The 26205-nt window shown below is 69.2% G+C and carries 23 protein-coding genes; 8 read left to right on the forward strand and 15 right to left on the reverse strand.

Annotated elements, in window-relative coordinates; all coding sequences use genetic code 11:
- Window positions 1-212: 212 nt before the first annotated feature.
- The 3 genes from QSG27_RS15865 to QSG27_RS15875 all read left to right on the forward strand — a co-directional run bounded on the left by QSG27_RS15865 (window position 213) and on the right by QSG27_RS15875 (window position 5648).
- Window positions 213-1943, forward strand: a complete 1731-nt coding sequence (locus tag QSG27_RS15865) for an NAD(P)H-dependent oxidoreductase subunit E (protein WP_306707739.1) — start codon at window positions 213-215, stop codon at window positions 1941-1943.
- A gap of 1 nt (window position 1944) precedes the next feature.
- A complete protein-coding gene (gene fdhF / locus QSG27_RS15870; RefSeq protein WP_306707740.1) occupies window positions 1945-4698 on the forward strand; it encodes a formate dehydrogenase subunit alpha in 2754 nt (917 codons plus the stop codon).
- 104 nt (window positions 4699-4802) lie between these two features.
- Window positions 4803-5648, forward strand: coding sequence for an IclR family transcriptional regulator (locus QSG27_RS15875; RefSeq protein ID WP_306707741.1), 846 nt, complete (start codon window positions 4803-4805; stop codon window positions 5646-5648).
- A gap of 414 nt (window positions 5649-6062) precedes the next feature.
- On the opposite strand, the gene soxR is transcribed toward QSG27_RS15875, so the two are convergent.
- Window positions 6063-6524: a redox-sensitive transcriptional activator SoxR gene (soxR, locus tag QSG27_RS15880; protein WP_456062067.1), complete on the reverse strand. Its 462-nt coding sequence runs from the start codon at window positions 6522-6524 to the stop codon at window positions 6063-6065.
- 97 nt (window positions 6525-6621) lie between these two features.
- Between soxR and QSG27_RS15885 the strand changes: the two genes are divergently transcribed.
- The gene (locus tag QSG27_RS15885; protein ID WP_306707743.1) at window positions 6622-6882 is read left to right on the forward strand and encodes a hypothetical protein; all 261 of its coding nucleotides are present in this window, start codon (window positions 6622-6624) and stop codon (window positions 6880-6882) included.
- Between the two features lie 244 nt (window positions 6883-7126).
- On the opposite strand, the gene frc is transcribed toward QSG27_RS15885, so the two are convergent.
- Both frc and QSG27_RS15895 read right to left on the reverse strand, forming a co-directional pair.
- Window positions 7127-8377, reverse strand: coding sequence for a formyl-CoA transferase (frc, locus tag QSG27_RS15890; RefSeq protein ID WP_306707745.1), 1251 nt, complete (start codon window positions 8375-8377; stop codon window positions 7127-7129).
- 76 nt (window positions 8378-8453) lie between these two features.
- Window positions 8454-8882 (reverse strand): PAS domain-containing protein, encoded by a 429-nt coding sequence (locus QSG27_RS15895; protein WP_306707747.1) that lies wholly within the window; start codon window positions 8880-8882, stop codon window positions 8454-8456.
- 354 nt (window positions 8883-9236) lie between these two features.
- Between QSG27_RS15895 and QSG27_RS15900 the strand changes: the two genes are divergently transcribed.
- Window positions 9237-11300 (forward strand): methyl-accepting chemotaxis protein, encoded by a 2064-nt coding sequence (locus QSG27_RS15900; RefSeq protein ID WP_306707749.1) that lies wholly within the window; start codon window positions 9237-9239, stop codon window positions 11298-11300.
- Between the two features lie 66 nt (window positions 11301-11366).
- On the opposite strand, the gene QSG27_RS15905 is transcribed toward QSG27_RS15900, so the two are convergent.
- From QSG27_RS15905 to QSG27_RS15940, 8 genes are all read right to left on the reverse strand, one after another.
- Window positions 11367-12656 (reverse strand): amidohydrolase family protein, encoded by a 1290-nt coding sequence (locus tag QSG27_RS15905; RefSeq protein ID WP_306707751.1) that lies wholly within the window; start codon window positions 12654-12656, stop codon window positions 11367-11369.
- Window positions 12656-13579 carry an ABC transporter permease gene (locus QSG27_RS15910; RefSeq protein ID WP_306707753.1) on the reverse strand — a complete coding sequence of 308 codons (924 nt, stop codon included), beginning with the start codon at window positions 13577-13579 and terminating at the stop codon, window positions 12656-12658. Before QSG27_RS15910 ends, QSG27_RS15905 begins: the two co-directional genes overlap by 1 nt.
- 5 nt (window positions 13580-13584) lie before the next feature.
- Window positions 13585-14634 (reverse strand): ABC transporter permease, encoded by a 1050-nt coding sequence (locus QSG27_RS15915; protein ID WP_306707755.1) that lies wholly within the window; start codon window positions 14632-14634, stop codon window positions 13585-13587.
- The gene (locus QSG27_RS15920; protein WP_306707757.1) at window positions 14624-16165 is read right to left on the reverse strand and encodes an ABC transporter ATP-binding protein; all 1542 of its coding nucleotides are present in this window, start codon (window positions 16163-16165) and stop codon (window positions 14624-14626) included. The genes QSG27_RS15915 and QSG27_RS15920 overlap by 11 nt, the downstream gene beginning before the upstream one ends.
- 202 nt (window positions 16166-16367) lie before the next feature.
- Window positions 16368-17372, reverse strand: coding sequence for a BMP family protein (locus QSG27_RS15925; RefSeq protein ID WP_306707759.1), 1005 nt, complete (start codon window positions 17370-17372; stop codon window positions 16368-16370).
- A gap of 147 nt (window positions 17373-17519) precedes the next feature.
- Window positions 17520-18155, reverse strand: coding sequence for a uracil phosphoribosyltransferase (upp, locus tag QSG27_RS15930; RefSeq protein ID WP_306707761.1), 636 nt, complete (start codon window positions 18153-18155; stop codon window positions 17520-17522).
- A gap of 29 nt (window positions 18156-18184) precedes the next feature.
- A complete protein-coding gene (locus tag QSG27_RS15935; protein WP_306707763.1) occupies window positions 18185-19408 on the reverse strand; it encodes a URC4/urg3 family protein in 1224 nt (407 codons plus the stop codon).
- Window positions 19405-20667 (reverse strand): GTP cyclohydrolase II, encoded by a 1263-nt coding sequence (locus QSG27_RS15940; protein ID WP_306707765.1) that lies wholly within the window; start codon window positions 20665-20667, stop codon window positions 19405-19407. The genes QSG27_RS15935 and QSG27_RS15940 overlap by 4 nt, the downstream gene beginning before the upstream one ends.
- Window positions 20668-20981: 314 nt before the next feature.
- Between QSG27_RS15940 and QSG27_RS15945 the strand changes: the two genes are divergently transcribed.
- Window positions 20982-21254, forward strand: a complete 273-nt coding sequence (locus tag QSG27_RS15945; RefSeq protein WP_306707767.1) for a hypothetical protein — start codon at window positions 20982-20984, stop codon at window positions 21252-21254.
- A 42-nt stretch (window positions 21255-21296) separates the two neighbouring features.
- On the opposite strand, the gene QSG27_RS15950 is transcribed toward QSG27_RS15945, so the two are convergent.
- Window positions 21297-21590, reverse strand: coding sequence for a hypothetical protein (locus tag QSG27_RS15950; protein ID WP_306707768.1), 294 nt, complete (start codon window positions 21588-21590; stop codon window positions 21297-21299).
- A 459-nt stretch (window positions 21591-22049) separates the two neighbouring features.
- On the opposite strand from QSG27_RS15950, the gene QSG27_RS15955 reads away from it, so the two are divergent.
- On the forward strand, window positions 22050-24131 hold the full coding sequence (locus QSG27_RS15955) for a cellulase family glycosylhydrolase (RefSeq protein WP_306707770.1): 2082 nt from the start codon (window positions 22050-22052) through the stop codon (window positions 24129-24131).
- Between the two features lie 132 nt (window positions 24132-24263).
- Here QSG27_RS15955 and QSG27_RS15960 read toward each other — a convergent pair whose 3' ends face one another.
- Both QSG27_RS15960 and QSG27_RS15965 read right to left on the reverse strand, forming a co-directional pair.
- Window positions 24264-24719: a hypothetical protein gene (locus QSG27_RS15960; protein ID WP_306707772.1), complete on the reverse strand. Its 456-nt coding sequence runs from the start codon at window positions 24717-24719 to the stop codon at window positions 24264-24266.
- A 42-nt stretch (window positions 24720-24761) separates the two neighbouring features.
- Window positions 24762-25040: a hypothetical protein gene (locus tag QSG27_RS15965; RefSeq protein ID WP_306707774.1), complete on the reverse strand. Its 279-nt coding sequence runs from the start codon at window positions 25038-25040 to the stop codon at window positions 24762-24764.
- 394 nt (window positions 25041-25434) lie between these two features.
- On the opposite strand from QSG27_RS15965, the gene QSG27_RS15970 reads away from it, so the two are divergent.
- Entirely contained in the window at window positions 25435-25812 is a 378-nt protein-coding gene (locus tag QSG27_RS15970) for a hypothetical protein (protein WP_306707776.1), read from the forward strand.
- Between the two features lie 42 nt (window positions 25813-25854).
- Here the strand turns inward: QSG27_RS15970 and QSG27_RS15975 are convergent.
- The coding region (locus tag QSG27_RS15975; RefSeq protein ID WP_306707778.1) for an SPOR domain-containing protein at window positions 25855-26205 on the reverse strand (351 nt) is incomplete at its 5' end.

The following is a 26205-nucleotide window of genomic DNA, read 5'->3' on the forward strand; positions in this document are numbered from 1 at the left end:
AACGCCGGGTCGGAGAGCGGCAACATCGGCAGCCTCAACCCCACCAGCACCGTCCGCAAGGGACCCAAGACGTAAGACTCGATCGAAAGCGGTAAAGACCGACCTTAATAAAAAACAAAGCCCCCCGGAAAAATCGGGGGGCGGTTCCAAACGACTGCACAGAATCCCAACGTTACGAAGAACCAAGCGTGATACGAGAGGGGAGGGCGGACATGGACACGGCCATCGTCGCCAAAGACGACAAGAAAAGGCGCGCCATCCATCCCGGTTCGGGGCGCCGGAACACCCGGCCCCAGCCGAAGGGCCGGCAGGTCGATCCGGCGGCTCTGGCGGAGGTGCAGGCGCTTCTCGGCGACCGGTCCCGGCAGCGGGATCTGCTGATCGAGCATCTGCACCTGTTGCAGGACACCCATCACGGCCTTCATGCCCGCCACCTCGCGGCGCTGGCCCACGAGATGCGGCTGGCCCTGGTGGAGGTGTACGAGGTGGCGTCCTTCTACGCCCACTTCGACATCGTGATGGACGGGGAGGAAGCCCCTCCGCCCGTGACCGTCCGGGTCTGCGACAGCCTGTCCTGCTGCATGGCCGGCGGCGAAAAGCTGCTCGACGAGCTGCGGGCCGCCGGTATGGGTCCGGACGTCCGGGTGGTGCGCGCGCCCTGCATGGGCGCCTGCCACAACGCCCCGGCGGTGGCCATCGGCCACGCCCTGCACGAGAACGCCACGGTGGAGAGCGTGGTGCAGGCCGTGGTGAACGGCGACACCCATCCGCACCTCCCCACCTATGTCAGCCTGGAGCAATACAAGGCGGAGGGCGGCTACCGCCTGCTGTCCGACTGTCTGGCGGGCAACGTCCCGGTGGACGACATCCTCGGCAAGCTGGAAGGGGCCAACCTGCGCGGCCTCGGCGGCGCCGGCTTCCCCACCGGGCGCAAGTGGCGCTTCGTCCGCCACGAGCCCGGCCCCCGCCTGATGGCGGTGAACGGCGACGAGGGCGAGCCCGGCACCTTCAAGGACCGCTATTATCTGGAGAACGATCCACACCGCTTCCTGGAAGGCATGCTGATCGGCGCCTGGGTGGTGGAGGCGACCGACGTTTACATCTATCTGCGCGACGAGTACCCGCACATCCGCGAGGTGCTGGAGCGCGAGATCGCGCGGGTGGAGCAGGCGGGCCTTTCCGGGCACACCCGCATCCATCTGCGGCGCGGCGCCGGGGCCTACATCTGCGGCGAGGAGTCCGCGATGCTGGAGAGCATCGAGGGCAAACGCGGCCTGCCGCGGCACAAGCCGCCCTTCCCGTCGGTCGTCGGCCTGTTCGGGCGTCCGACCCTGATCAACAACGTGGAGACGCTGTTCTGGATCCGGGACATCCTTGAGAAGGGCGCGGACTGGTGGGGAAGCCACGGGCGCAACGGCCGCAAGGGCCTGCGCAGCTACTCCGTCTCCGGCCATGTGAAGGAGCCCGGCGTGAAGCTGGCCCCCGCCGGCGTCACCATCCGCGAGCTGATCGACGAGTATTGCGGCGGCATGGCCGACGGCCACACGCTGAAGGGCTATCTGCCCGGCGGCGCGTCGGGCGGCATCCTGCCCGCCAGCATGGACGACATTCCGCTGGATTTCGGCACGCTGGAGCAGCACGGCTGCTTCATCGGTTCCGCCGCGGTGGTCGTGCTGTCGGACCAGGACGACATGCGCAAGGTCGTGCGCAACCTGCTGGACTTCTTCGAGGACGAAAGCTGCGGCCAGTGCACGCCCTGCCGCGTCGGCACGGAGAAGGCGGTGGCGCTCATCAAGCAGCCGGTGTGGGACGAGCCGCTTCTGACGGAACTCGCCCGGCTGATGGGCACGGCGTCGATCTGCGGCCTGGGTCAGGCCGCGATGAACCCACTGAAGAGCGCGCTGAAGCATTTCCGCGACGATCTGCGCGGGGAGGTCCGGTGATATGAGCGACCGCATCCTGTTCAACCTCGACGGCGAGATGGTCGAGGCCCACCCCGGTGAAACCATCTGGCAGGTCGCCAACCGCCTGGGCACCGAGATCCCGCATCTCTGCTACGCCGACGAGCCGGGCTACCGCGCGGACGGCAACTGCCGCGCCTGCATGGTCGAGGTCGATGGCGAGCGCGCCATGTCGGCGTCCTGCGTGCGCCACCCGACGCCGGGCATGCGCGTCCGCACGGCCAGCGAGAACGCCAAGTTCGCCCGCAAGATGGTCATCGAGATGCTGGTCGCCGACCAGCCGAAGCGGGAGGAGGCCCACGACCCCGACAGCAAGTTCTGGCGCTGGGCCGACCGGCTGGAGGTCGCCGAAAGCCGCTTCCCCAGCCGGGAGCACGCGCCGAAGCCCGACTTCAGCCATCCGGCCATGGCGGTGCAGCTCGACGCCTGCATCCAGTGCAACCTGTGCGTCCGCGCCTGCCGCGAGGTCCAGGTCAACGACGTGATCGGCATGGCACTGCGCGGCCACAAGGAGACGATCGTCTTCGACTTCGCCGACCCGATGGGCGACAGCACCTGCGTCGCCTGCGGCGAGTGCGTCCAGGCCTGCCCGACCGGCGCGCTGATGCCGAAGACCCAGGTGGACCTGAACAGCGGCGTCTTCGCCGCCGCTCCGGACCGCCAGGTGGACAGCGTCTGCCCCTATTGCGGCGTCGGGTGCCAGCTCACCTACAACATCAAGGACGAGAAGCTGCTGTCGGTGACGGGCCGCGACGGTCCCGCCAACAAGAACCGGCTGTGCGTGAAGGGCCGCTTCGGCTTCGATTACATCCACCACCCGCACCGCCTGACCAAGCCGCTGATCCGCAAGGAGGGCGTGTCCAAGCACGACGTGGACATCGACCCGCTCGACCCGCTGACCCATTTCCGCGAGGCGAGCTGGGAGGAGGCCCTGGAGGTCGCCACCGCGGGCCTGCGCAAGATCCGCGACGAGCGGGGCGGCTCGGCGCTTGCCGGCTTCGGCTCGGCCAAGGGCTCGAACGAGGAAGCCTACCTGTTCCAGAAGCTGGTGCGCGTCGGCTTCGGCACCAACAACGTCGACCATTGCACCCGTCTGTGCCACGCCTCCTCGGTGGCGGCGCTGATCGAGGGCATCGGGTCGGGCGCCGTGACGGCTCCCTTCATGGCGGCCAAGGACGCCGAGGTGATCGTCGTCATCGGCTCCAACCCGACGGAGAACCACCCGGTCGCCGCGACCTTCTTCAAGAACGCGGCCAAGCGCGGCGCCAAGCTGGTCATCATGGACCCGCGCGGGCAGGTGCTGAAGCGCCACGCCACCCACATGCTCCAGTTCAAGCCGGGCCGCGACGTGCCCATGCTGAACGCGATGCTGAACGTCATCATCAGCGAAGGGCTGTACGACGCGCAGTATGTGGCCGAGCACACCCAGGACTTCGAGGAGCTGCGCGCCCACATCGCCAGCTACACCCCGGAGGCCATGGAGCCGATCTGCGGCATCCCGGCGGAGCAGCTCCGCGAGGTCGCCCGGCTCTACGCCACCTCCAAGGGCTCGATCATCTTCTGGGGCATGGGCGTGTCGCAGCACACCCACGGCACCGACAACGTGCGCTGTCTGATCGCCCTGTCGCTGGTCACCGGCCAGATCGGGCGCCCCGGCACCGGCCTGCACCCGCTGCGCGGCCAGAACAACGTCCAGGGCGCCTCCGACGCCGGCCTGATCCCGATGATGTTCCCGGACTACCGCCCGGTGGACGACCCGGAGGTCCACGCTTTCTACGAGGATTTCTGGGACACCAAGCTGGACTCCAAGCGCGGCCTGACGGTCGTGGAGATCATGGACGCCATCCATGCCGGCTCGCTGCACGGCATGTATGTGATGGGCGAGAACCCCGCGATGTCCGACCCGGACGTGGAGCACGCCCGCGACGCGCTCGCCAAGCTCGATCATCTGGTGGTGCAGGACCTGTTCCTGACCGAGACGGCCAAATACGCCGACGTGGTTCTGCCCGCCTCGGCCTGGCCGGAGAAGACCGGCACGGTGACCAACACCAACCGCCAGGTCCAGCTCGGCCGCCAGGCCCTGCCGCCTCCGGGCGAGGCCCGGCAGGATCTGTGGATCGTCAACGCGATGGCCCGCGGCCTGGGTCTGGACTGGAACTACGAGCATCCGCGCGACGTGTTCCGGGAGATGAAGGGGGCGATGCCGTCGCTCGACAACATCACCTGGGAGCGGCTGGAGCGCGAGCGCTCGGTCACTTACCCCAGCCTGTCCGCGGACGATCCGGGCCAGGAGATCGTGTTCGGCGATGGCTTCCCCACGGCCTCGGGCCGCGGGCGTCTGGTCCCCGCCGACGTGATCCCGCCGGCGGAGGAGCCGGACGCGGAGTTCCCGATGGTGCTGACCACCGGGCGCCAGCTCGAACACTGGCACACCGGCTCGATGACCCGGCGCGCCCAGGTTCTGGACGATCTGGAGCCGGAGGCGGTGGCCTACATGAGCCCGGCGGACCTGCGGCGGATGGGCGCCAAGGGCGGCGACCGCATGAAGGTCACCACCCGGCGCGGCACCATCGAGCTGAAGGCGCGGTCGGACTACAACGTTCCGTCCGGGCTGGTGTTCGTGCCCTTCTGCTACGCCGAGGCGGCGGCCAACGTGCTGACCAACCCGAAGCTGGACCCCTACGGGAAGATTCCCGAGTTCAAGTTCGCCGCGGCCCGGATCGAGCCGGCGGCATAGCCAACCGGCGGCCCCCAGCCCCCGCAACGGGGCCGGAGGCCGCCACACCCGAGGACGACAACGGCGCGGAAACAGCGCCGGACGATTTCGAGAGGGATGGGACGATGAAGACGCAAGCGCTGATGATGGCTCCCCCGGCCCTGCGGGCCGAAGGCCGCGCGGACACGGTGGACCGTGCGGCGAAGGGCAATCTGGTGCAGTCGCTGTCGCGGGCACTGAGCATCATGACCATCCTCGGCCAGTCGGACAGCCCGATGAGCCTGACCGCGGTGGCCGAAGCCGCGCAGCTTTCGCCGTCCACCGCGCACCGTCTGCTGACCACCCTCCAGGAGGAGCGCTATGTGCGCTTCGACCAGGGCAAGCGCGGCTGGGCGGTGGGGGTGCAGGCCTACATGACCGGCACCGGCTTCCTGAAGACGCGCAGCCTGCTGGACGTCGCCCGCCCGCGCATGCGCCGGCTGATGGAGGAGACCAGCGAAGTGGTGAATCTGGCCGTGGAGGAGAACGGCGAGGCCATCTATCTGCACCGCGTCGGCGGTCCGCGCGTCGCCCAGGCGGCGCTGCCCGTCACCGACCGCACGCTGCTGCACTGTTCCGCGGTGGGCAAGGCGCTGCTGGCCGGCATGCCGGACACGCGGGTGCAGAGCATCGTGACCCAGCGCGGCATGCGCCAGTTCACCCGCACCACCGTGTCGTCGATCCCGGCGCTGCACCGGGAACTGACCCTGACGCGGGACCGCGGCTATGCCGTGGACCAGGAGGAACGGGTCAGCGGCCTGCACTGCGTCGCCGCGGCGATCTACGACGAGCAGGCCCGCGTCATCGGCGCCCTGTCCCTGTCCAGCACCAACCGGCGCCTGGACGACGCCCGCGTCGTGGCCTTCGGCGAGATGGTCAAGCGCACCGCGGCGGCGGTCACGGCGGAGATCGGCGGACGTTTCCCGGTCTGAACCGGACAACCCTTACGGAATTCGAATTCGCGCCGGCCGGGAGGCGCGATCCGCCCCGATCCGCACATCCTTCGGATTGGGTCGAGGCGGCTGTTACCCCGGTATTTCCTTCCTGTCACGTAGTGCTGCCCTGAAGAAACTGGACCGCGCCTGCCATGGCGCGGTCTTTTTTTTGGCAAAATACTTAGTTTCCGCAATGTGGAAACCTGAGATTCCCTTGTTGCGAACCGCCGATGACTCAGGCATTATTCTTCTTACACAGGGTTCATCACCCTTTGTATCGGGCGGGTTGTTGCTCCGCATTTATGCGAGCCTCTCGGATACTGGCCGTGCTGGAAACAGCACGGCCTTTTTATTGCCGGAGAGAGGCCGATGGGGGAGGTTATGCTGCGATGCGGCAAAACAGCGCGGGCATCAGCGTGGATCGAGCAGGCGCGGGCCGGGACCGTCCTCCGACAGCTCGTCCCAGGGGTTGCGCAGCGGGCATTCGCCGAGCGACAGGCAGCCGCAGCCGATGCAGTTTTCCAGCCCGTCGCGCAGTCTGGTGAGCACGGCGATGCGCTCGTCCAGATCGGTCTTCCAGGCCGCGGACAAGCGTTTCCAATCCTCTGCGGTGGGGGCGCGCTCGTCGGGCAGGGCCTTCAGCGCCTCCGCGATGGTGGCCAGGGGAACGCCCAGACGCTGCGCCACCTTGATGACGGCGATGCGCCGGAGCACGTCGCGGTGGAAGCGGCGCTGGTTTCCGCCGCTCCGCCAGCTCGTGATCAGCCCCTTTGATTCGTAGAAGTGGATGGTGGACACTGCCACACCGGAGCGTTCCGCGACCTCGCCCACGGTCAGGTCTTTGCCCATCTGGGCGGGATCGAGAATCGGCAACGCCGGGCCTCCCTTGGGGTTCGGAACCTCTTGACCTCAAGTGAAGTTGAGGTTTTAGCCTGAGAGAGTCAACCGCGCGCCGCATCGAGGGTAGCTTATGATTTCACCGACCTCCGTCGACTGGACTTCGCTCAACACCCTGCGCGCCACGCCGGGGCCGGAGGTGACGGCTCTGCCGGCCTCGTTCCTGTCGATCACCAGGGCCGCGAACCTGAAGCCGGCGGTCGTCCGCCCGGTGCTGGACGGCCTGCTGCGCCAGGGCTTCGTGCGCGAATACGAAACCCAGTACGGCAAGGCCTACGCCCGCACGCCGGAGGGCAACCAGCGCATCCGTGAAGTGAGGGAGTGGCTGCGGTAAGGTTCCGGATTTTTGGGGACAGCAAATTCTTCACGGATTTAAACACGGACAACACGGATTTTTCTTTGGCTTGCCCAGTGGTTTCCGACCGGGAAGGCATGCGCTGCGCACGAATGGAAAGATCCGTGAAATCCGTGAAGCCCCTGTTGTCCGACGAGAATCCGACCCCTGCACAAAAAAGGACGGCGCCCCTTTCGGGAGCGCCGTCTTCGTAAGGCATGCCGTCAGACTGTCGGGGACCCGGTTACACGACCTTGTTGGCGTGCAACTCGGCGATCTGATCCTTGCTGTAGCCGAGGCTGGCCAGGATCTCGTCGGAATGCTCGCCCAGCAGCGGCGACCCGGTGACCTCGACGGTCATGTCCGAGAACTTGATCGGGCTGCCGACCGTCAGGTACTTGCCGCGCGCCTTGTGATCGACCTCGACGATCGTGCCGCTCTTGCGGAGCGACGGGCAATCGGCGATCTCCTTCATGGTCAGCACCGGCGCGCAAGGGATGTCGAACTTGCGCAGGATGTCGACCGCCTCGTACTTCGTCTTGTCGGCCAGCCAGCCTTCGATGAAGGCGAAGATGTCGAAGATCTTGTCCTGGCGCGCCTGGGCGGTGTTGTAGGCCGGATCGTCGATCCATTCCGGCTTGCCCAGCGCCTTGCAGATCGGTGCCCAGGCGTGACCCTGGATGGTGAAGTAGATGTAGGCGTTCGGATCGGTCTCCGCGCCCTTGCACTTCAACACCCAGCCCGGCTGGCCGCCGCCGCCGGCGTTGCCGCCGCGCGGAACCACGTCGGAGAACTCGCCGTGCGGGTACTGCGGGTATTCCTCCAGGTAGCCGACGCGGTCGAGGCGCTGCTGGTCGCGCAGCTTGACGCGGCACAGGTTGATGACCGAGTCCTGCATCGACACGGCGACCTTCTGGCCCTTGCCGGTCTTCGAACGGCCCATGAGCGCGGTCAGGATGCCGATGGCCAGATGCATGCCGGTGTTGCTGTCGCCGAGAGCAGCGGCGCTGACGGTCGGCGGGCCGTCCCAGAAGCCGGTGGTGGAGGCCGCACCGCCGGCGCACTGGGCGACGTTCTCGTAGACCTTCAGGTCCTCGTAATGGTGGCCGTCGCTGAAGCCCTTCACCGAGGCGACGATCATGCCCGGGTTCAGCTCGTTGATGCGCTCCCAGGTGAAGCCCATGCGGTCGAGCGCGCCCGGAGCGAAGTTCTCCACGAGGACGTCGGATTCCCTGATCAGCTTCTCAAGGACTTCCTTGCCCGCCTGGGTCTTGGTGTCCAGGGTCAGCGAGCGCTTGTTGCTGTTCAGCATCGTGAAGTAGAGCGCGTCCGCGTCGGGAATGTCGCGGAGCTGGTTGCGGGTCACGTCGCCGGAACCCGGCCGCTCCACCTTGATGACGTCCGCGCCGTACCAGGCGAGGAGCTGCGTGCAGGCGGGACCGGCCTGAACGTGCGTGAAGTCGATGATCTTGATCCCTTCGAGCGGCTTGCTCATGGCTCGTTTACTCCCTCTCACTTATTGCGGTGCCGTTGTTGAGCACTGGGCAACACGGACAAACTGGCGGGATGGGTTACTGGCTTGCTGACTCCAGCTCCGACAGGCGGCGGCGGAGCTTGCGCTCCTCGGCCCAGCGGCTGGTCTCGTCGCGGATGATGGCGACGATCCCGGTCACCGTGCCGTCCGGCGCGGTCAGCAGGGCGACCGTGAAGGCGATGGACAGGGCGTGCCCGTCCTTGTGCAGGGCCGGGACGCGCAGCACGTCGCTGCCGTAGCGCGTCTGGCCCGTGCGCATGGTGTTGGCGTAGCCGTCCCAATGGCGCTGGCGCTGGCGTTCCGGGATGATGATGTCGAGCGACCGGCCCATCGCTTCGCTTTCCGGGAAGCCGAACATCCGCTCGGCCGCCGGATTCCACAGAGTAATGGCGCCCTCCGCGTTGGACACGACGATGGCGTCCCCGGCGGCCATTACGAGCTGTGCGAAATCGATTGTTGCGTTCATGGAAGAACTCGCTCCGGCATCGAACCCGGACCTTCCGGCGCTTCCGCGTTTTCTTGAAAAACACGTCCGCGCCTTCGGCCTTGCACTTCGTTTCCGAAGCGCGATGGGATGTGAGATACCGTATACCAGATGCGAAATGCCTGGCAAGCTCTTTTGTGCGTTAGGCGAACTAATCGCGCTGCGGACCTTTCGCGGCGCGTGTTTCCGATCGGCACGGATGGGCGGCCGGGCGCACGCTCGTCACCGTTGAACCGGCGGATGATCGTCTCTGGCAAAAGTGGCCGTCCGGTTTTCGGTGTGCCAAGATGACCGACCGTCCCTGTACCGGGGCGGCGGCTCGGACAGGGTGGGGGCATGAAAGGGCGTTTCAGAACCAAGATCATCGTCGGCATGACCGCGGTCCTGGCCGTGGGGGCGGCGGCGGTCACCTCCGTTTCCCTGTTCCTGTCGCGCGACGCGGCGGAGCGGGCGGTCACGACCCTGGTGGCCGAAACCGCCGACCACCACGGCGCGCGGGTGGCCGCCGACATCTCCGCCGCCCTGGCCGACGCCCGCTCCGCCGCCGCGCTGGTGGAGGTGGAGCGCTCCACCGGCGCCCCGCGCCGGGAGACCGTCAACCGCTATCTCAACCGCCTGATGGCGGTCGGCCCGCTCTACGCCGGGGTGTGGGTGGACATGGCCGACGACGGGTTCGACGGGCGCGACCGTGAGGTCGCCGGGTTGGACCGCGCCGGCGAAATCCTGGGCCTGCCCGGCACCGGGCGGATGAGCCTGCTGTGGCTGCCCGGCCCGAAGGCCGACGACAGCGAGGGCTATCCCTTCTCCGACGTGAAGGAGAAGGAATATTACCGGACCGCCGCCGCCGCCGGGAAGCCGGTGCTGACCGAACCCTATCTGGACGATCTGACCAAGACGCTGATGACCAGCGCCGCCGCGCCGGTGAAGGACGGCGACCGGGTCATCGGCGTCGCCGGCGTCGACCTGACGCTGAGCGGCCTGACCGATCTGGTCCGCCGGGTGAAGCCCTACGGCGACGGCCACGCGGCGGTGCTCACCGGCGCCGGGGTCTATGTGGCCCATCCCGACGCCGGCCGCCTGTCCCGGAGCGCCGACGACCTGCCGGAGGACGCGCGCCGCGCCATCGCCGAGGGGCGGGCTTACGACGGCGTCGTCACGCTCGACGGCGCTCCCTATTACCTGCGCCTGTCGCCGGTGCGCTTCACCGGCGCGGACGGCGCATGGTCGTTCCTGGTCGCCGCGCCGCAGGCCAGCGTGATGGCCGACGCCAACCGGCTGACCCTGTTGACGGTCCTGGTCGGGGCGGGCTGCATCCTGCTTGGCGGGCTGGTGGCGTGGCGGGTGGGTGACGGCATCGCCCGCCCGATCGCCGGGCTGACCGCCACCATGGACCGGCTGGCCGCGGGCGATCTGGACGCCGCCATTCCCGGCGCCGACCGCAAGGACGAGGCGGGCGCCATGGCCCGCGCGGTCGGGGTGTTCAAGCAGGGGCTGGTGCAGGCCCGCGATCTGGGCCGCCAGCAGGAGACGGAATGGCGCGCCAGGGAGGCGCGGACCGCCACCCTGCTGGATCTGCAACGCGGGTTCGAGGAGCGGGCGGGCGGCCTGACCGGGGCGCTGGCGTCCGCCGCGCAGCAGCTCGAATCCACCGCCCGTGCCCTCGCCGGCATCGCCGAGCAGACCCATGGCCGGTCGGAGCGGATGACGCTCTCCGCCCACTCCGCCGCGGACAACGTGCAGACCGCCGCCGCCGCGACCGAGGAACTGTCGGCCTCGGTGGGGGAGATCGGGCAGCAGGTGGGCGAGTCCGCCCGCATCGCCGAAGCGGCGGTGGCCGACGTGAAGCGCGCCGACGCGGCGGTCGTCGTGCTGGCCGACAGCGCGGAGCGGATCGGCGCCGTCGTCGGGCTGATCAACGACATCGCGGGCCAGACCAACCTTCTGGCGCTGAACGCCACCATCGAGGCGGCGCGGGCGGGGGAGGCCGGCAAGGGTTTCGCCGTCGTGGCGAGCGAGGTCAAGAGCCTGGCGAACCAGACGGCCAAAGCGACCGAGGACATCGTCGGCCAGATCAAGGGCGTCCGCGACGCGACGGGCGAGGCGGTGGCGGCGGTGCGCGGCATCAGCCAGACCATCGCCCAGGTCAGCCGCATCGCGTCCGGCATCGCGGCGGCGGTGGATCAGCAGTCCGCCGCCACCCGCGACATCGCCCGCAGCGTCCTTCAGGCCGCCGACGGCGCCCGCGAGGTCAGCGGCGGCATGGGCGAGATCAGGGCCGGGGCGGGCGACACGGACGTGGTCGCCGAACAACTCCTGTCCGCCGCCGCCGGTGTGGCCAGCCAATCCACGGAACTGGCCCGCGAAATCGACCGCTTCATCGCCGGCGTCCACAAGGCGTGATCCGGGGGGCGTGAACCGCCGGTCCTTCCCCCTCCCGGAGCGGGAGAGGGGAAGGGCTGCGGGACGTTACGTCGCCCGTGCCGTGGGCAGGGTGAAGGACACCGACTCCGGGCGGCCCGGCAGGGAGAGCTGGGCCTCCACCGGGGCGCAGCGGCTGACCACCGCGCCGCGGCGCAGGACGCACAGGCGGGTGGCGCGGGTGCGGATGGCCTCCACCGGGTCGGCGGCCTGGAGCACCACCAGATCGGCGTGGCAACCCACCTCCAGCCCGTAGCCGTCGAGGTGCAGCAGCTTGGCCGGGGCCTCCGTCACCGCGCGGAAACAGGCCAGCATCCCGTCGTAGCCGGTCATCTGCCCGACATGCAGGCCCATATGCGCGACCTCCAGCATGTCGCCGGAGCCGAGCGGGTACCAGGGGTCCATCACGCAATCGTGGCCCAGCGCCACCGTCAGGCCGGCGGCCATCAGCTCCGGCACGCGGGTCATGCCGCGGCGCTTGGGATAGGTGTCGTGGCGGCCCTGGAGCGTGATGTTGATCAGCGGGTTGGCGATGACGCCGAGCCGGGCCTCCGCCATCAGCGGGATCAGCTTGGAGACGTAGTAGTTGTCCATGGAATGCATGGAGGTGAGGTGCGAGCCGGTGACCCGGCCCTGCATCCCCAGCCGCTGCGTCTCGTAGGCCAGCGTCTCGACATGGCGGGACAGCGGGTCGTCGGACTCGTCGCAATGCATGTCCACCAGCAGCCCACGCTCCGCCGCGATCCCGCAGAGCAACTTCACGGAGGCGGCACCGTCGGCCATCGTCCGCTCGAAATGCGGGATGCCGCCCACCACGTCCACGCCCATGTCGAGGGCGCGGCGAAGCAGGTCCAGCGCGCCGGGGGAGCGCAGAACCCCGTCCTGCGGGAAGGCGACCAGTTGCAGGTCAAGATAGGGGGCGACGCGCCGTTTGACCTCCAGCAGGGATTCCACGGCCAGCAGGCGCGGGTCGCAGACGTCCACATGGCTGCGGATCGCCAGCAGGCCGCGCGCCACCGCCCAGTCGCAATAGGCCAGCGCCCGCTCCACGATGGCGTCCTGGACGAGCTGCGGCTTCAGCTCGCCCCACAGCGCGATGCCCTCCAGCAGCGTGCCCGAGCGGTTGACCCGCGGCAGGCCGTAGCTGAGCGTCGAATCCATGTGGAAGTGCGAATCGACGAAGGGCGGCGTGACCAGCCGGCCCGTGGCGTCGATCTCCTCCCCGGCGGGGCCGGGCAGGTCCTTGTCCACCGCGGCGATGCGGCCCTCGCGGACGCCGATGTCCATGCCGGTGCGGCCATCGGGCAGCGTGGCGCGGCGCAGGATCAGATCGAACATCAGCGTTCTCCTTTGCGGTACGGGATCATCAGCGCCCGCGGGTAGGAGGCGCGGCGCGCCACCAGCACCAGCGCCAGGATGCTCAACAGGTAGGGCATCATCAGGAAAAGCTGGTAGGGCAGAACGCCCCCCGCCACCTGCTGAAGCCGCAATTGCAGCGCGTCGAAGGCGGCGAACAGCACCGCCCCCAGCAGCGCCTTGCCGGGCCGCCAGGAGGCGAAGACCACCAGCGCGATGCAGATCCAGCCGCGCCCGTTGACCATGTTGAAGAAGAAGGCGTTGAAAGCCGACAGGGTGAGGAAGGCCCCGGCCAGCGCCATCAGCGCGCTTCCCGCCACCACCGCGCCGACGCGGACCGCGGTGACGCTGAGGCCCTGGGCCTCCGCCGCCGCCGGATTCTCGCCGACCATCCGCACCGCCAGCCCGACCGGCGTGCGGTAGAGGACGTAGGCGACCACGCCCACCAGGATCAGCGCCATGTAGGTCATCGGCGTCTGGGCCAGGGCGCCCGGCAGGTCCAGCGGCTGGAACGGCTCGACGGTCGGCGGGGTGCTCGCCTGCGGCAGGACGAGGCGGTAGACGAAGTAGGACAGGCTGGTGCCCAGCAGCGTCACGCCGATGCCCGCCACATGCTGCGACAGGCCCAGCGGCACCGTCAGGGTGGCGTGCAGCAGGCCCATCAGCCCGCCGCACAGCGCCGCCACCAGCACGCCGGTCCACAGGTCGGCGCCCTGGTAGACGGCCATCCAGCCGGCCATGGCGCCCAGCGTCATGATGCCCTCGATGCCGAGGTTCAGCACGCCCGCCCGCTCGCACAGAAGCTCGCCCAGCGTGCCCAGGATGTAGGGGGTGGCGATGCGCAGCACCGCCGTCCAGAAGGCGGCGGAGACCAGGATGTCGAGGATCGTTTGAAACAGCTCCATGGCGCTCACCCCCGCCGCAGCCGGTAGCGCGTCAGCAGCCCGGCGACCAGCATGCACAGCAGGCTGGCGGCGACGAGCACGTCGGCGATGTAGTTGGGCACGGGCATGGCGCGGCTCATGGCGTCCGCGCCGACGAAGATGCCGGCGATGAAGACCGCCGCCCCGACCACGCCCACCGGGTGAAGCTGCGCCAGCATGGCGACGACGATGCCGCTGTAGCCGAAGCCCGGCGACAGGTCGAGCGTCAGGTAGCCCTTCAGCCCGCAGACCTCGATCACCCCGGCCAGCCCGGCCAGCCCGCCGGACAGCAGGGCGGTGCGCAGCATGACGCGGGTCACCGGCATCCCGGCGAAGGCCGCGGCGCGCGGGTTGGCGCCGACCGCCCGGTTCTCGTAGCCCCAGATGGTCCGGGTGTCGATCAGCCAGAGCAGGGCCGACAGGCCCAGCGCGACCAGCAGGCCGGTGTGGAGCCGCGTGCGCTCCACCAGCTTGGGCAGCTCCGCCGCCTCCACGACCGGGGCGGACTGCGGCCAGCCCATGCCCATGGGGTCCTTCAGCGCCCCTTCCAGCAGCATGGAGACGAGCAGCAGGACGATGAAGTTCAGCAGCAGCGTGGTCACCACCTCGTCCACGCCGAAGCGCACCTTCAGCACGGCGGGGCCGAGCAGCGTGGCGCCCCCGGCGGCGGCCCCGGCGATCATCACCGTGGGAAGCAGCAGCCAGGCGGGAAGGTCAAGCATCCCGCCGCCCAGAACCACGGCGGCCAGCGCGCCCATGTAGAGCTGCCCCTCCGCCCCGATGTTCCACAGCTTGGCGCGGAAGGCCACGGCAGCGGCGAGCCCGGTGAGGATCAGCGGGGTGGCGCGGGTCAGCGTCTCCGTCAGGGCGAAGCGGGAGCCCGCGGCCCCCTCAAGCAGCAGGCCGTAAGCGCGCAGCACCGGCGCGCCGGTCCAGGCGACCAGCAGCGCGCAGAGCGCCAGCGCCGCCGCCACCGCCGCCACGGGCGCCAGCAGACGGGCGGCCAACGGGGTATGCTCTCGCGGTTCAAGCCGCATCGACAATCTCCGGCAAAATCTCCCAATGCCCGGCCATCAGCAGGCCGAGCTGGCGGACCGACACGCGGCCGTGCGGCAGAACGGGGGTGAGGCGCCCGTGATAGGCGACGGTGATGCCGTCGGCCAGCGCCAGGATCTCGTCCAGATCCTCGGAGATCAGCAGCACCCCGGCCCCGGCGGCGCGGGCCTCCAGAAGGCGGCCATGGACGTAGGACACCGCGCCGACGTCGAGGCCGCGGGTCGGCTGGCTCGCCAGGATCAGGTCCGGCCCGTGGGCCAGCGTGCGGCCCAGGATCAGCTTCTGCATGTTGCCGCCGGACAGGAGCTGCGTGCGGGCGTCCGGTCCCGGACAGCGCACGTCGAACGCGGCGATCACCTCTTCGGCGTAGGCGCGGGCGGCCCCCCGGCGGATCAGGCCGAAACGCTGGAAGGCGCGGTCGTGGTAGCGCTCCGCGATCAGATTCTCCCACACCGCCATGGCCCCGACGAGGCCGGCGGCGTGCCGGTCCTCCGGGATGCGGGCGACGCCGCGGCGGACCATCTCCGCCGGGCCGGCGCTGCCGATGGCCTCGCCCTTCAGCGCCATGGTGCCGGACTCGGGGTGGATCAGGCCGCTGACCAGTTCGGCCAGCGCGGTCTGCCCGTTGCCCGACACGCCCGCGATGCCGACGATCTGGCGGCGGCGCACGGTCAGGTCCACGGCGTCGAGCAGCGGACGCCCGTGGCCGGAGCCGACCGTCACGCCGGACAGGGTCAGCACCGGCTCGCCCGGCTCCAGCGGGGCGGGGGTGGGCGGCTTCAGGGCGCGCCCGACCATCAGTTCGGCCAGCTCCTCGCGGTCGGTCGCCGCGGTCCTGCGGGTGGCGACGAGGCGCCCGCCGCGCAGGACGGCCACCGTGTCGCTGGCCGCGAAGACCTCGTTCATCTTGTGGCTGATGAAGACCACGGCCAGACCGTCCGCGGTCAGGCGGCGCAGCGTGTCGAACAGGCTGGCCGATTCCTGCGGGGTCAGAACCGCGGTCGGCTCGTCCAGGATCAGGACGCGGGCGTCGCGGTAGAGCGCCTTCAGGATCTCCACCCGCTGCCGCTCGCCCACCGACAGGTCGCCGACCGGCGCGTCGGGCCGCACCTCCAGCCCGAAGCGGCGGGCGAGGTCGAGCAGCTTCGCCTTGGCGGCGGCCCGGTCGGAGCGCGGACGCCACAGCGGTTCCGTGCCCACGGCGACGTTGTCGAGCACCGACAGGTTGTCGGCCAGGGTGAAGTGCTGGTGGACCATGCCGATCCCGGCGGCCAGCGCCGCGCGCGGGGAGCCGGGGGGAAGCGGCTGGCCGAACGCCTCGATGCTGCCCTCGTCGGCGACGTAATGGCCGAACAGGATGTTCATCAGGGTCGTCTTGCCGGCGCCGTTCTCGCCCAGCAGGGCCAGCACCTCGCCCTCATAGAGCGTCAGCGAGATGGAATCGTTGGCGACGAGCGGCCCGAACCGCTTCGTGATGCCGGAGAGGCGGAGGACGATGGGGGGGGATGTCATGGATGTCCGCGGGGTGCCGGAAGGCGAAGTGACTTTCCCTCTCCCGTCCCGGGAGAGGGTGCCCGCGAAGCGGGCGGGTGAGGGTGGAACCGAGGATCGAAGTGCCGATTCCTGGCGGTACCCTCACCCTCCCGCGCTATGCGCGGGCCCCTCCCTCTCCCGGGGCGGGAGAGGGAAGACGATGCTTCTTAGAAAAAGACGATCACATGGTCGACTTCGGCTCGTTGTCGTTCACCTTCACGGTGAATTTGCCGCCGAGGATCTCCTGTTCGCGGGCCTTCACCTTCGCCATCACGTCGGCGGGCACCTTGCCCTCGAAGGTGCCGAGCGGGGCGAGGCTGGAGCCCTTGTGGGCCATCTGGCTGAAGGGGCCGTAATCCTCAGCCTTGTAATTGCCGGCCTTCACCGCGGCGATGGCGCGGTCCACCGAAGGTTCCATGTGCCACAGGGCGCTGGCGACCACCGTGTCCGGATACTGCGGCTGGGTGTTGATGACGTTGCCGATGGCCAGGACCTTGCGCTCCTTGGCGGCGTCGGACACGCCGAAGCGCTCGGCGTACATCACGTCGGCGCCGCGGTCGATCATGGCGAAGGCGGCTTCCTTGGCCTTCGGCGGGTCGAACCAGGAGCCGATGAAGCTGACCATGAACTTCACGTTCGGGTTCACCTCCTTGGCGCCCTCCATGAAGGCGTTCATCAGGCGGTTCACCTCCGGGATCGGGTAGCCGCCGACCATGCCGATGACGTTCGACTTGGACACCGCGCCCGCGATCATGCCGGTCAGATAGGCCGGCTCCTGGATGTAGTTGTCGAAGACCGAGAAGTTCGGCTCCTGCGGCTTGAAGCTGGAGCCCATGACGAAGGCGGTCTTGGGATAATCCTTGGCCACGGCGCGGGCGGCGCGCTCGACGCCGAAGACCTCGCCGAAGACAAGCTGCTGGCCGCCTTCGGCGTACTGGCGCATCACGCGCTCATAGTCGGTGTTGGCGACCGACTCGGCCCAGACATACTCGATGTCGCCGCGCGCCTCGGCGGCCTTCAGGGCGGTGTGGATGCGGCTGACCCACTGCTGCTCGATCGGCACGGTGTAGATGCCGGCCACCTTGACCTTCGACTGCGCCCAGGCGGGCAGAGCCATCGCCGCCACGGCGACCGCCGCCGCACCGCACAGGACGGCGCGCCGCGCCACGCCGAATACCTTCCCCATGGAAACCCCCTCCGTCTGCTTTGCTGTTTCAGTTCAGAAATGCAGCAGAGGCGTTGCAACGGCAATGCCAATTCCGTGCGCGCCGGCCTCGCTGCGGATTTCACGGGACGGCAGGGTGGCATGTGACCAAAAGGGGGGCAACGATTCTCAGCGGGTGCCGTAAAGCCGGTCGCCCGCGTCGCCCAGGCCGGGCAGGATGTAGCCGTTCGCGTCCAGCCGATCGTCCACCGCGGCGGCGTAGACCGGCACGTCGGGATGCGCGTCGTAGAAATTGCGCAAGCCTTCCGGGGCGGCCACCAGCACCGCCAGCTTGATGGAGGCGGCACCCGCGTCCTTCAGCCGGTGCACCGCCGCGGTGGCGGTGTGGCCGGTGGCGAGCATGGGATCGACCAGGATGACCAGCCGTTCCTCGATGTCCTCCGGCACCTTGAAGAAATACTCGACGGGGGTCAGCGTCTCCTGGTCGCGGTAGAGGCCGATGTGCCCGATGCGGGCCGACGGCAGCAGGGTCCGCATGCCGTCCAGCAGCCCTTGCCCGGCCCGCAGGATGGAGACGAGGCACAGCTTCTTGCCGGTCAGCAGCGGCGCGTCGAAGCAGGCCAGCGGCGTCTCCACCGGGCGGCTTTCCAGGGGAAGGTCGCGCGTCAGCTCGTAACCCATCAACTGCGACACCTCCCGCATCACCTCGTGGAACCGGGCCGTGGGGGTCTCCCGCCGCCGCAGAAGGGTCAGCTTGTGCTGGACCAGAGGGTGGTCGATGACGGTGAGCGTCGGGATGGGCATGGGCGACCCTTCAGGTTGTTGAACTCACATCAGAAGACGGTTCCATCGCTGCGGATGCGGATCGGCGGGCCGCCGCCGGGGCGGCGCTCGCGGGCAATCCGGCGCCCGGCGGTCCAGGTTCCGCCCTGGAGAACCTTGGCGAGCGGGAAGGACGCCGCCGGCACGCCCAGCCGGGCGCGCACGTCCTCGGCCAGCCGGTCGAGCAGGGCGACGGTCAGGGCGCGCCACTCCACCACCGCCTCGTCCCCCACCTCCAGCTCGTCGGTGAGGAGGCGCGGGTCCTTCGGCACCAGAACGCCGCTGTCCACCAGCAGCCCGCCGTTGCGGTATTCCGGCAGGCCGGTCAGCCGGTCCAGCCCGGTGACGGCGATCCCCGCCCCCTCCAGCGGCTCGACCAGAGAGTAGCTGAGCCATTGCGACAGCTTGTGGAAGGGGACGAGGCCGACCGCGGAATGGCTCCAGGTGTCGCCCAGATTGACGCCGCCGCGCGCGATCCGGCCCGGCCAGATCGGCCCCAGCCCGCGCAGCACCGCCGTCAGGATCGCGGAGGCCGGAAGCGTGCCGTCCACGGCCTGCGCCTTCAGCGCGTCGTAGAGGTTGCCGACCCGTCCCGGCCTTCCGAACAGGTCGGGCGCCGCCGCCAGCGCGCTTCCCAGCCGGCGCAGCAGCGCCGCGCGTCCGTCCAGCCCGACCAGCGGGTTGTCCGGCCCGGCCTGGAAACCGCGGGCGAGCGTCTCCTCGGTCAGGGTGCCGAGGGCCGCCGCGTCGGCGCGCAGGTAAGCCGCAATCGGATCGCTGGCGAAGCCGCCCGCGCGGAACAGGTCGAAGCTCGCGATGGCCAGCCCTTCGGAACGGGCCAGTTCGACTCCGTCCCGGTCGCGGTAGCGCCAGCGGTCGCCGGCCCCGGCGTCCAGCAGCACGCTGGTCACCGCGAGGTCGAAGCGGATGCGCGCGATCTCATCGGCATCGGGAATGTCCAGCCGGGATTCCAGCGCGGCCCAGCGGTCCTCACCCTCCACCACGAAGTGCCGCCAGCGGCTGTGGTAGGGGACGTTCAGGTCCGGGTAGGACTCCCGCGTCACCGCGGCCACCAGGGCGGCGGCGTCGCCCAGCCGGTCCGGACGATAGTCGAAATGGGCGAGGTCGCCGCGTTCGGCTTTCGCCAGGATCGCGTGGGCGCGCTGCCGCACCGCGTCGGCGGACAGCAGCCACGCCACCTCGTCGTGGGTGGGTTCGGTGGCGGGCGCGCTCAATCGGTCAGCCCCCGGCCCTTGGCGACGGTCAGCTCCTCCGCCGTCGGCACGGCGGGGGTGAAGTAGCCGGCGGCCTTCTTGGCGTCCATCTCCACCTTGGCGTCGTCGGGGATCAGCTCGTCGGGGATCGGGATCTGCTCGACGATCTCGATTCCGGCACGGCGGATGGCGTCGGACTTCATGTTGCTCATCGACACCATGCGGTCGATGCGGGTGACGCCCAGCCAATGGAAGACGTCGGGCATCAGCTCCTGGAAGCGCATGTCCTGCACGCCGGCCACGCACTCCGTCCGCTCGAAATAGGCTTCCGCCCGGTCGCCGCCGGGCTGGCGCTTGCGGGCGTTGTAGACCAGGAATTTGGTGACTTCGCCGAGCGCCCGCCCCTCCTTTCGGTTGTAGACGATCAGGCCGGCGCCGTTCTCCTGCGCGGTGCGGATGCACTCCTCGACGCCGTGGGTCAGGTAGGGGCGGCAGGTGCAGATGTCGGAGCCGAAGACGTCCGATCCGTTGCACTCGTCGTGCACCCGGCAGGCGACCTTGCGCGCCGGGTCGGTCAGCGCCGCCGCGTCGCCCAGGATGTAGACGGTCAGCCCGTTGATCGGCGGCAGGAAGACCTTCAGGTCGGGGCGGGTGACCAGTTCCGGGAACATGCTGCCGGTGTGCTCGAACAGGCCGCGGCGGAGCGCGCTCTCGGTGATGCCGAAGCGCTTGGCGATGCCGGGCAGGAACCACACCGGCTCGATGGCGACCTTGGTCACGCGGGCGTCGCCGCTCGGCAGCAGGATCTGGCCGTCCGCCGCCAGCCGCCCGGCCCGCATGGCGTCCACCAGCTCCGGCATCTTGATGCGGGCCTTGGTCACGGCGATGGTCGGGCGCACGTCGACGCCGCGCGCCAGATGCTCCCCGAACGCCTCGCTGACCATGTGGCCGTAGGGGTCGATGGAGACGATCCGGTCCGGGTCGCCCCATTGCGGGTGCGGGCCGATGGGCTCCGCCGGGGCCGTGTTGGTCAGATCCGGCACGTGATAGGCGCTGAGCTGCCCCGCCGCGACCGCCAGCGCGCGGTACACGGCGTAGCTGCCGGCGTGGGCGCCGATGGCGTTGCGTTGCGCCGGGTCGGAGAGGGAGGCGACGACCGGCCCGCGCTCCGCGGCGGTGGGGGCGCCCCAATGGACCGGCGTGTAGCGCGGCTTTGCGCCGCCGGACGGGTGCGAGGCGAGAACGATGTGACGTTGCGGCTGGTTGCGGCGGCTTTCCATACGGACGCTCCCGATGCCATTCACCATGCGGCAGTGTGACACAGTTCCGGCGCGTGGGAACACCAAATCGAAAGGCCGCAAGCTCTGACGTTCGTTCGATTTTCCACCCTCCTTCCCGGTCAGGGGGCACTCCGTTCGGGGAATAGGGGGTGCCCGAAATTTGTCCCAGCCCGGATGGTTGGAGCCAGAGCTTGGGCGCACGATCTCCTGCTAGGATCGGGCCGACCGATCGCAGGAAAAGGATGCAGGGAATGCCCGTCCAGTCAGGCAAAAGCCACTCAGGCCCGGAGGGATCCGGCAAGCGTGGGTGGGGTGTGGCGCTGGGAAGCCTGGCGCTGACGCTCGCCCTTGCCGCTCCGGCCATGGCCGACGACCACAGGCACTGGAAGAAGCACAAGCACAAGCATCACCACCGCGGCCACGGCCCCGTGGTGATCTACGAGCCGCCTCCGCCGGTCGTGGTGATGCGCCGCCCGCCGCCCGCCTATTACGCCCCGGCCCCGCGCGTGGTCTATGCACCGCCGCCGCCGGTCTATTACGCGCCCGCTCCGGGCCTCAGCGTCCAGATGAACATCCCGCTGCGCTGAGCGCGCCGTCCTGCGAAAGGCGGCCCCTGGTCGGGGGCGCCTTCACCGCAGGACGCGGCACGGGTCCGCGATCAGCATGTCCGTCGGCTCGTCCTCGCCCTTGGCGGGCAGATCCTCGTGCTGGGGAATCAGCAGGCAGCGCCCGTCCTGAAGCAGGATGGCCTTGACCCGGAACCACATCGTCTTCGGGTTGCTGCCGAAGGTGATCTCGAAGGAATCGCCCGGCGTGACGCGGGCGGGCACCGCGACATTCCCATACTCGCGGCAGGTGTGGGTGAACACCCAGTTGCGGCACAGCTTGAAGGTGGCCTCCCCGCTGGTGGTCACCAGGGACACGCTCTCTCCCGCGGCGGGAGCCGGCGACGCCTGTGCCGATGCGCCGGTCAACCCCCCGGCCCATCCCATTGCCAGGGGCGCCGCAAGGGTTGCCGTCCGAAGGGCCGCCACGATCCTCATGCCCGTCACCGCGCACCGTCCATCATGGCGGACAGTGTAGCACGCGCGGTTGCGCTCGCGGGTTGACACTTCGGGAGGTCGGAAATCCGCGCCGGCACCCTGTGACCAGCCTGTGGCCCGGCCGTGAAACCGCTCCGGCGGAGGGGGTGCGGCGACCGCCCCGATCCATCCCCGCAAACCCAGAGCGGGCCTGCTGTTGCGCCGCCGCATCAGGCAAAGCCCGTCACGGACCGCTCCTATTTGCCACAAATGGTTAATTCATTTTAAAGGAATTGGTAATATCTCGTTAACGATCTGAAGGCCAGGGTCTAGCCATCGAAACCGCAATGGAATAGACAAATGGCGACGACCTCCACTGGTTTGACCAAGTCCAAAATCGTCGTGAATGCCTATGGCACTTCTTCGGACACTGTGAATCCTCACTTTCGTCTGATGATCGATGGTAAGGATGTTGGTCAGGCGTCGGTGGGCTCGGCCGAGCCGAAAGCCTATACATTCGACGTGGACGTTTCCTCTGGTCGGGAACACAAAATCCAGGTTGTCTATGACAACGACGATGTGAATGCGGGGTCGAACCGCGACCTGGGCATCACATCCATCGTGGTGAACGGCCAGACGCTGAGCCCGGCGGACGCGACCTACGAGCGCCACGACGACACCGGCGGCAGCATGGCCGGCCAGGAGGGCCTGTGGTGGAACGGGGCGCTGACCTTCTCCACCCCGGCCTCGCTCTACGGCGCGGCGGCTGAGACGGCCACCTCCGGCAGCACCGCCGCGCCGGAGGCCGGCGGCGCCGCCACGGGCGGCAGCGACGCGGGCAGCGGTGACACGGCCGCCGCCCCCGGCTCCTCCATCGTCACCGTCAACGCCCGCGGCACCGCCGCGGCGGGCCAGAACGCGCACTTCACGGTGCTGGCGGACGGCAAGACGATCGGCGAGGGCACGGCAGGCACCGACGCGAAGGACTTCTCCTTCAAGGCCGACCTGGCCGCCGGGCAGGCGCACAAGATCCAGGTCCAGTACGACAACGACTCCAACCAGGGCGGCGCCGACCGCAACCTGCATGTCGGCGGCGTGACCATCAACGGCCACGAATATGCCCCGACCGATTCCGCGGTCAGCTACGACAAGGGTGCGCTCGACGGCAAGGACGTCGCCAAGGGGCAGGCCGACCTGTGGTGGAACGGAACGCTGGTGGTCGATGCCGACAAGGGCCTGTTCACCGCCGGCGCCACGACACCCGCCCCGGCTCCGGCCACCCCGACCGCTCCTGCGACGACGCCCTCCACCGGCAGCGGCACGGATGGCGGCACCGGCATCTCCGGCGGCGGCTACCTGCACACCGAGGGCAGCCAGATCGTGGACAGCGCCGGCAACAACGTGAAGCTGACCGGCGTCAACTGGTTCGGCGCGGAGGGCTACGCCTTCGCCCCGCAGGGTCTGTGGCAGGACAGCTACAAGAGCATCATGGACCAGATGCAGGACCAGGGCTTCAACACCATCCGCCTGCCCTGGTCGGACGCCATGCTGGACAACGGCCGCATGCCCACCGGCATCGACTATTCGAAGAACCCGGAGCTTCAGGGCAAGACCAGCCTTGAGGTGTTCGACAAGATCATCGAACACGCCGACCAGACCGGGATGAAGATCATCCTCGACCACCACCGCTCCGGCGACGGCGCCTCGGCCAACGAGAACGGGCTCTGGTACACCGACCAGTATCCGGAATCGAAGATGATCGAAAACTGGAAGATGCTGGCCCAGCGCTACGCCGACAACCCGTCGGTCGTCGCCGCCGACCTGCACAACGAGCCGCACGGCCAGGCCACCTGGGGCGACGGCAACCAGGCCACCGACTGGAAGGCCGCGGCGGAGCGCATCGGCAACGCCGTCCAGTCGGTCAACCCGAACTGGCTGCTGATCGTCGAGGGCGTGGAGCAGTCGTCCGAAGGCACCTACTGGTGGGGCGGCAACCTGGACGGCGTGAAGACCGACCCGGTCGATTTCAACATCGACAACAAGCTGGTCTACTCCGTCCACGACTACCCGCCGTCGATGGCCGGTTTCGGCTGGTTCAGCGACGCCAGCTATCCGAACAACATGAAGGACATCTGGACGGATGCCTGGGGCTGGATCGTCCAGAAGGACATCGCGCCGGTCCTCGTCGGCGAGTTCGGCACCAGGATGGAAACCACCCAGGACACGCAGTGGCTCAACGCCATCGCCAAGTACATGGACGGCGACTACAACGGCGACGGCAAGTCCGATCTGGCGGCGGGCGACCAGGGTGTCAGCTTCACCTACTGGGCCTGGAGCCCCGGTTCGGGCGACACCGGCGGCATCATGACCGACGATTGGGCGGTGAACACGGCGAAGATGAACGCCATCGAGCCGGCCCTGTTCGACGGCACCATCGCCTGATCGTAGGCCGCCTGATCGCAGGCCGCCTGACCGTAAGCACCCGACCGCGGCGGCTCCGGCCTCCGCGGCGTGAAGGGACCGCCCGGCACCGGACGACCTCCGGCGCCGGGCGTCTTCTTGTCCGGAGGGCCGTTACGCGGACGCCGCCCCGCGGGGGCGAAACAGCGCTTCGGCCTCGGCCCGCGGGTCCCGGAGGACGGAGGCCGCCTGCCCCGGACGCCCGCCGCCGGACAGGATGGCGACCGTCTCGGCCAGCCACAGATAGGGGCCGCTGCGCCCGGCCTCGGGAAGGCGGGAGAGATCGCGCAGATAGTTGCCGACCGCCTGGGTCAGCGCCTGTTCGCCCGTGGCGCCCTGGACCCGTCCGGCAGCGGCGGCGAAGCGGCGGCGCTCCTCCGCGTCCGTCTTCACCCGCTCCTCCACGGCCTTCAGAAGCGCCGCCCGGGTGCGGGGGCCGTTCAGCAGATTCAGGGCCATCACGACCGGATCGACCGGCTTCGCGGGGCGCGAAGCGGGCTCCGCCACGGCGGAATCCCTCATGGTGCGCCGCGGGTCGGCCCAGCGGCGCGTCGAATGTCCGTGCTGCATGGAATGTCTGGCTTTCTTTCCCCAAAAGGGCCGAGCAGCCCTTCAGATGCTGTAGGTTCCCTCGAACAGGTCGCCGATCGCGAGGCGCATCAGGGACCGGGTCCGGGTGACGCGCCGATGCTCGTCGCGCGCGGTGACCATATGACAACGCCGGCACAGCCACCGCCGTTCCATAACCCTCTCGGCGGGCGCTTCGATGGCCGCCGCGCGGCGGTACAGCCCGACGATGCTCCGCGAGGTCCTGACCCCGGCATATTCGACCACGTCCGGCCAGGGTGCCGGATCGCCTGCATCGCTGAACCAGATCCCGTCGGGCGACAACCAGCGGCCATCCGGCAGGCAGCGCAACGTGTGGCCGTGCGGACGCCCGCAATGCTCGCACCGCGGAGCGGCCGGGCCGGGGGATGTGCGACGGTCTTGATGTTCGGCGGGACGGTCGATGAGGCGGGCCATTCTGACCAGGGATGGTGGCTGCGAACAAAACCAAAACCGAATCTAGCGCATCGCACGGTCTGTGGGAATCCCCAACGATGGTCCGCCCGCGGTAATTCTTTGATCGCAGGTTACGACGAAAGCCGTGTGTGGCACCACTCCGGCACCTTCCGCGGGACCCGCCCGCCGCTTTTGCAAGCCGGTGTGGGCTGCAATAGCATTTTGCCTCTGGTTCCCGTGGGCCACTGCCTATACGCTGTTCGACAAATCGGAGCTATAGGTCATGGAAAAGGTAACAGTGCCGCAGAATTCGGCCGCGCCCGTCCCCGACAATGCCACCGATGGTGGTGTGAAGCAGCGCGTGGACTTCGAACTGAATGGCGTCCGCATCGTCGCTTTCCTGGACGGCGACCAGCCCACCCGGCCCGGCGGCATCGTGTGGCCGCAGGTGGCCGAATCCTACGCTGCGGAGCAGGGAATCGGCATGAGCGATGCCCGCTGGTACAGCGTGCAGCCCTACCGCTTCGCCAACGGGCGCCCCAACGTCAACGAATACCGTCCCAACGGCCAGACCTGGAAGTTCGAGACGAACCTGAACACGGCGGCGGAGATCGTCCGCCGCCTGGGTCTGAACCTCGACTCCCTGCCGCTCGACATCTGATCCCACGCCGGGCGCTCACGCGCGTCCCCACGTTCCGGGCGCTCACGCGCCCGGGGGCACCACGAAGCAGGCCATGCCCATGCCCGTCAGGCCGGCGCAGCTCTGCGCCGCGTCCTGCTGCGTCAGGCCGGTCAGCCGGGCGCGGTAGAGCGGCCCGTTCTGCGTGTCCACGGTCTGCACCACCCGCTCGGTGCGGCTCAGCGTGCCCGGCATGGACCGGCGCGCCCGGTCGATGATGCGGGCGCTGTCGTCGGGCGACCGGAAGGCGCCGAGCTGGACGGTCCAGCCGCCCGCCGCCGCGACCTTCACCGGCAGCGGGGTGGCCGCGATGACCGGCGGGGGCAGGGGGGCGACCGGCGGGGCCGGCACCGGGGGTACCGGGGTCGGAGCGGG

The sequence above is a fragment of the Azospirillum isscasi genome, from assembly GCF_030849505.1.
Classification (GTDB): Bacteria; Pseudomonadota; Alphaproteobacteria; order Azospirillales; family Azospirillaceae; genus Azospirillum; species Azospirillum isscasi.

Bases quoted from the DNA above. Each gene is read 5' to 3' on its own strand.
- QSG27_RS15915 (WP_306707755.1), bottom strand. From the start codon at position 14,634: ATGCGGCTTGAACCGCGAGAGCATACCCCGTTGGCCGCCCGTCTGCTG.
- frc (WP_306707745.1), bottom strand. From the start codon at position 8,377: ATGAGCAAGCCGCTCGAAGGGATCAAGATCATCGACTTCACGCACGTT.
- upp (WP_306707761.1), bottom strand. From the start codon at position 18,155: ATGCCCATCCCGACGCTCACCGTCATCGACCACCCTCTGGTCCAGCAC.
- QSG27_RS15875 (WP_306707741.1), top strand. From the start codon at position 4,803: ATGAAGACGCAAGCGCTGATGATGGCTCCCCCGGCCCTGCGGGCCGAA.
- QSG27_RS15955 (WP_306707770.1), top strand. From the start codon at position 22,050: ATGGCGACGACCTCCACTGGTTTGACCAAGTCCAAAATCGTCGTGAAT.
- QSG27_RS15940 (WP_306707765.1), bottom strand. From the start codon at position 20,667: ATGGAAAGCCGCCGCAACCAGCCGCAACGTCACATCGTTCTCGCCTCG.
- fdhF (WP_306707740.1), top strand. From the start codon at position 1,945: ATGAGCGACCGCATCCTGTTCAACCTCGACGGCGAGATGGTCGAGGCC.
- QSG27_RS15895 (WP_306707747.1), bottom strand. From the start codon at position 8,882: ATGAACGCAACAATCGATTTCGCACAGCTCGTAATGGCCGCCGGGGAC.
- QSG27_RS15910 (WP_306707753.1), bottom strand. From the start codon at position 13,579: ATGGAGCTGTTTCAAACGATCCTCGACATCCTGGTCTCCGCCGCCTTC.
- QSG27_RS15865 (WP_306707739.1), top strand. From the start codon at position 213: ATGGACACGGCCATCGTCGCCAAAGACGACAAGAAAAGGCGCGCCATC.
- QSG27_RS15970 (WP_306707776.1), top strand. From the start codon at position 25,435: ATGGAAAAGGTAACAGTGCCGCAGAATTCGGCCGCGCCCGTCCCCGAC.
- QSG27_RS15900 (WP_306707749.1), top strand. From the start codon at position 9,237: ATGAAAGGGCGTTTCAGAACCAAGATCATCGTCGGCATGACCGCGGTC.
- QSG27_RS15905 (WP_306707751.1), bottom strand. From the start codon at position 12,656: ATGTTCGATCTGATCCTGCGCCGCGCCACGCTGCCCGATGGCCGCACC.
- QSG27_RS15925 (WP_306707759.1), bottom strand. From the start codon at position 17,372: ATGGGGAAGGTATTCGGCGTGGCGCGGCGCGCCGTCCTGTGCGGTGCG.
- QSG27_RS15885 (WP_306707743.1), top strand. From the start codon at position 6,622: ATGATTTCACCGACCTCCGTCGACTGGACTTCGCTCAACACCCTGCGC.
- QSG27_RS15960 (WP_306707772.1), bottom strand. From the start codon at position 24,719: ATGCAGCACGGACATTCGACGCGCCGCTGGGCCGACCCGCGGCGCACC.
- QSG27_RS15920 (WP_306707757.1), bottom strand. From the start codon at position 16,165: ATGACATCCCCCCCCATCGTCCTCCGCCTCTCCGGCATCACGAAGCGG.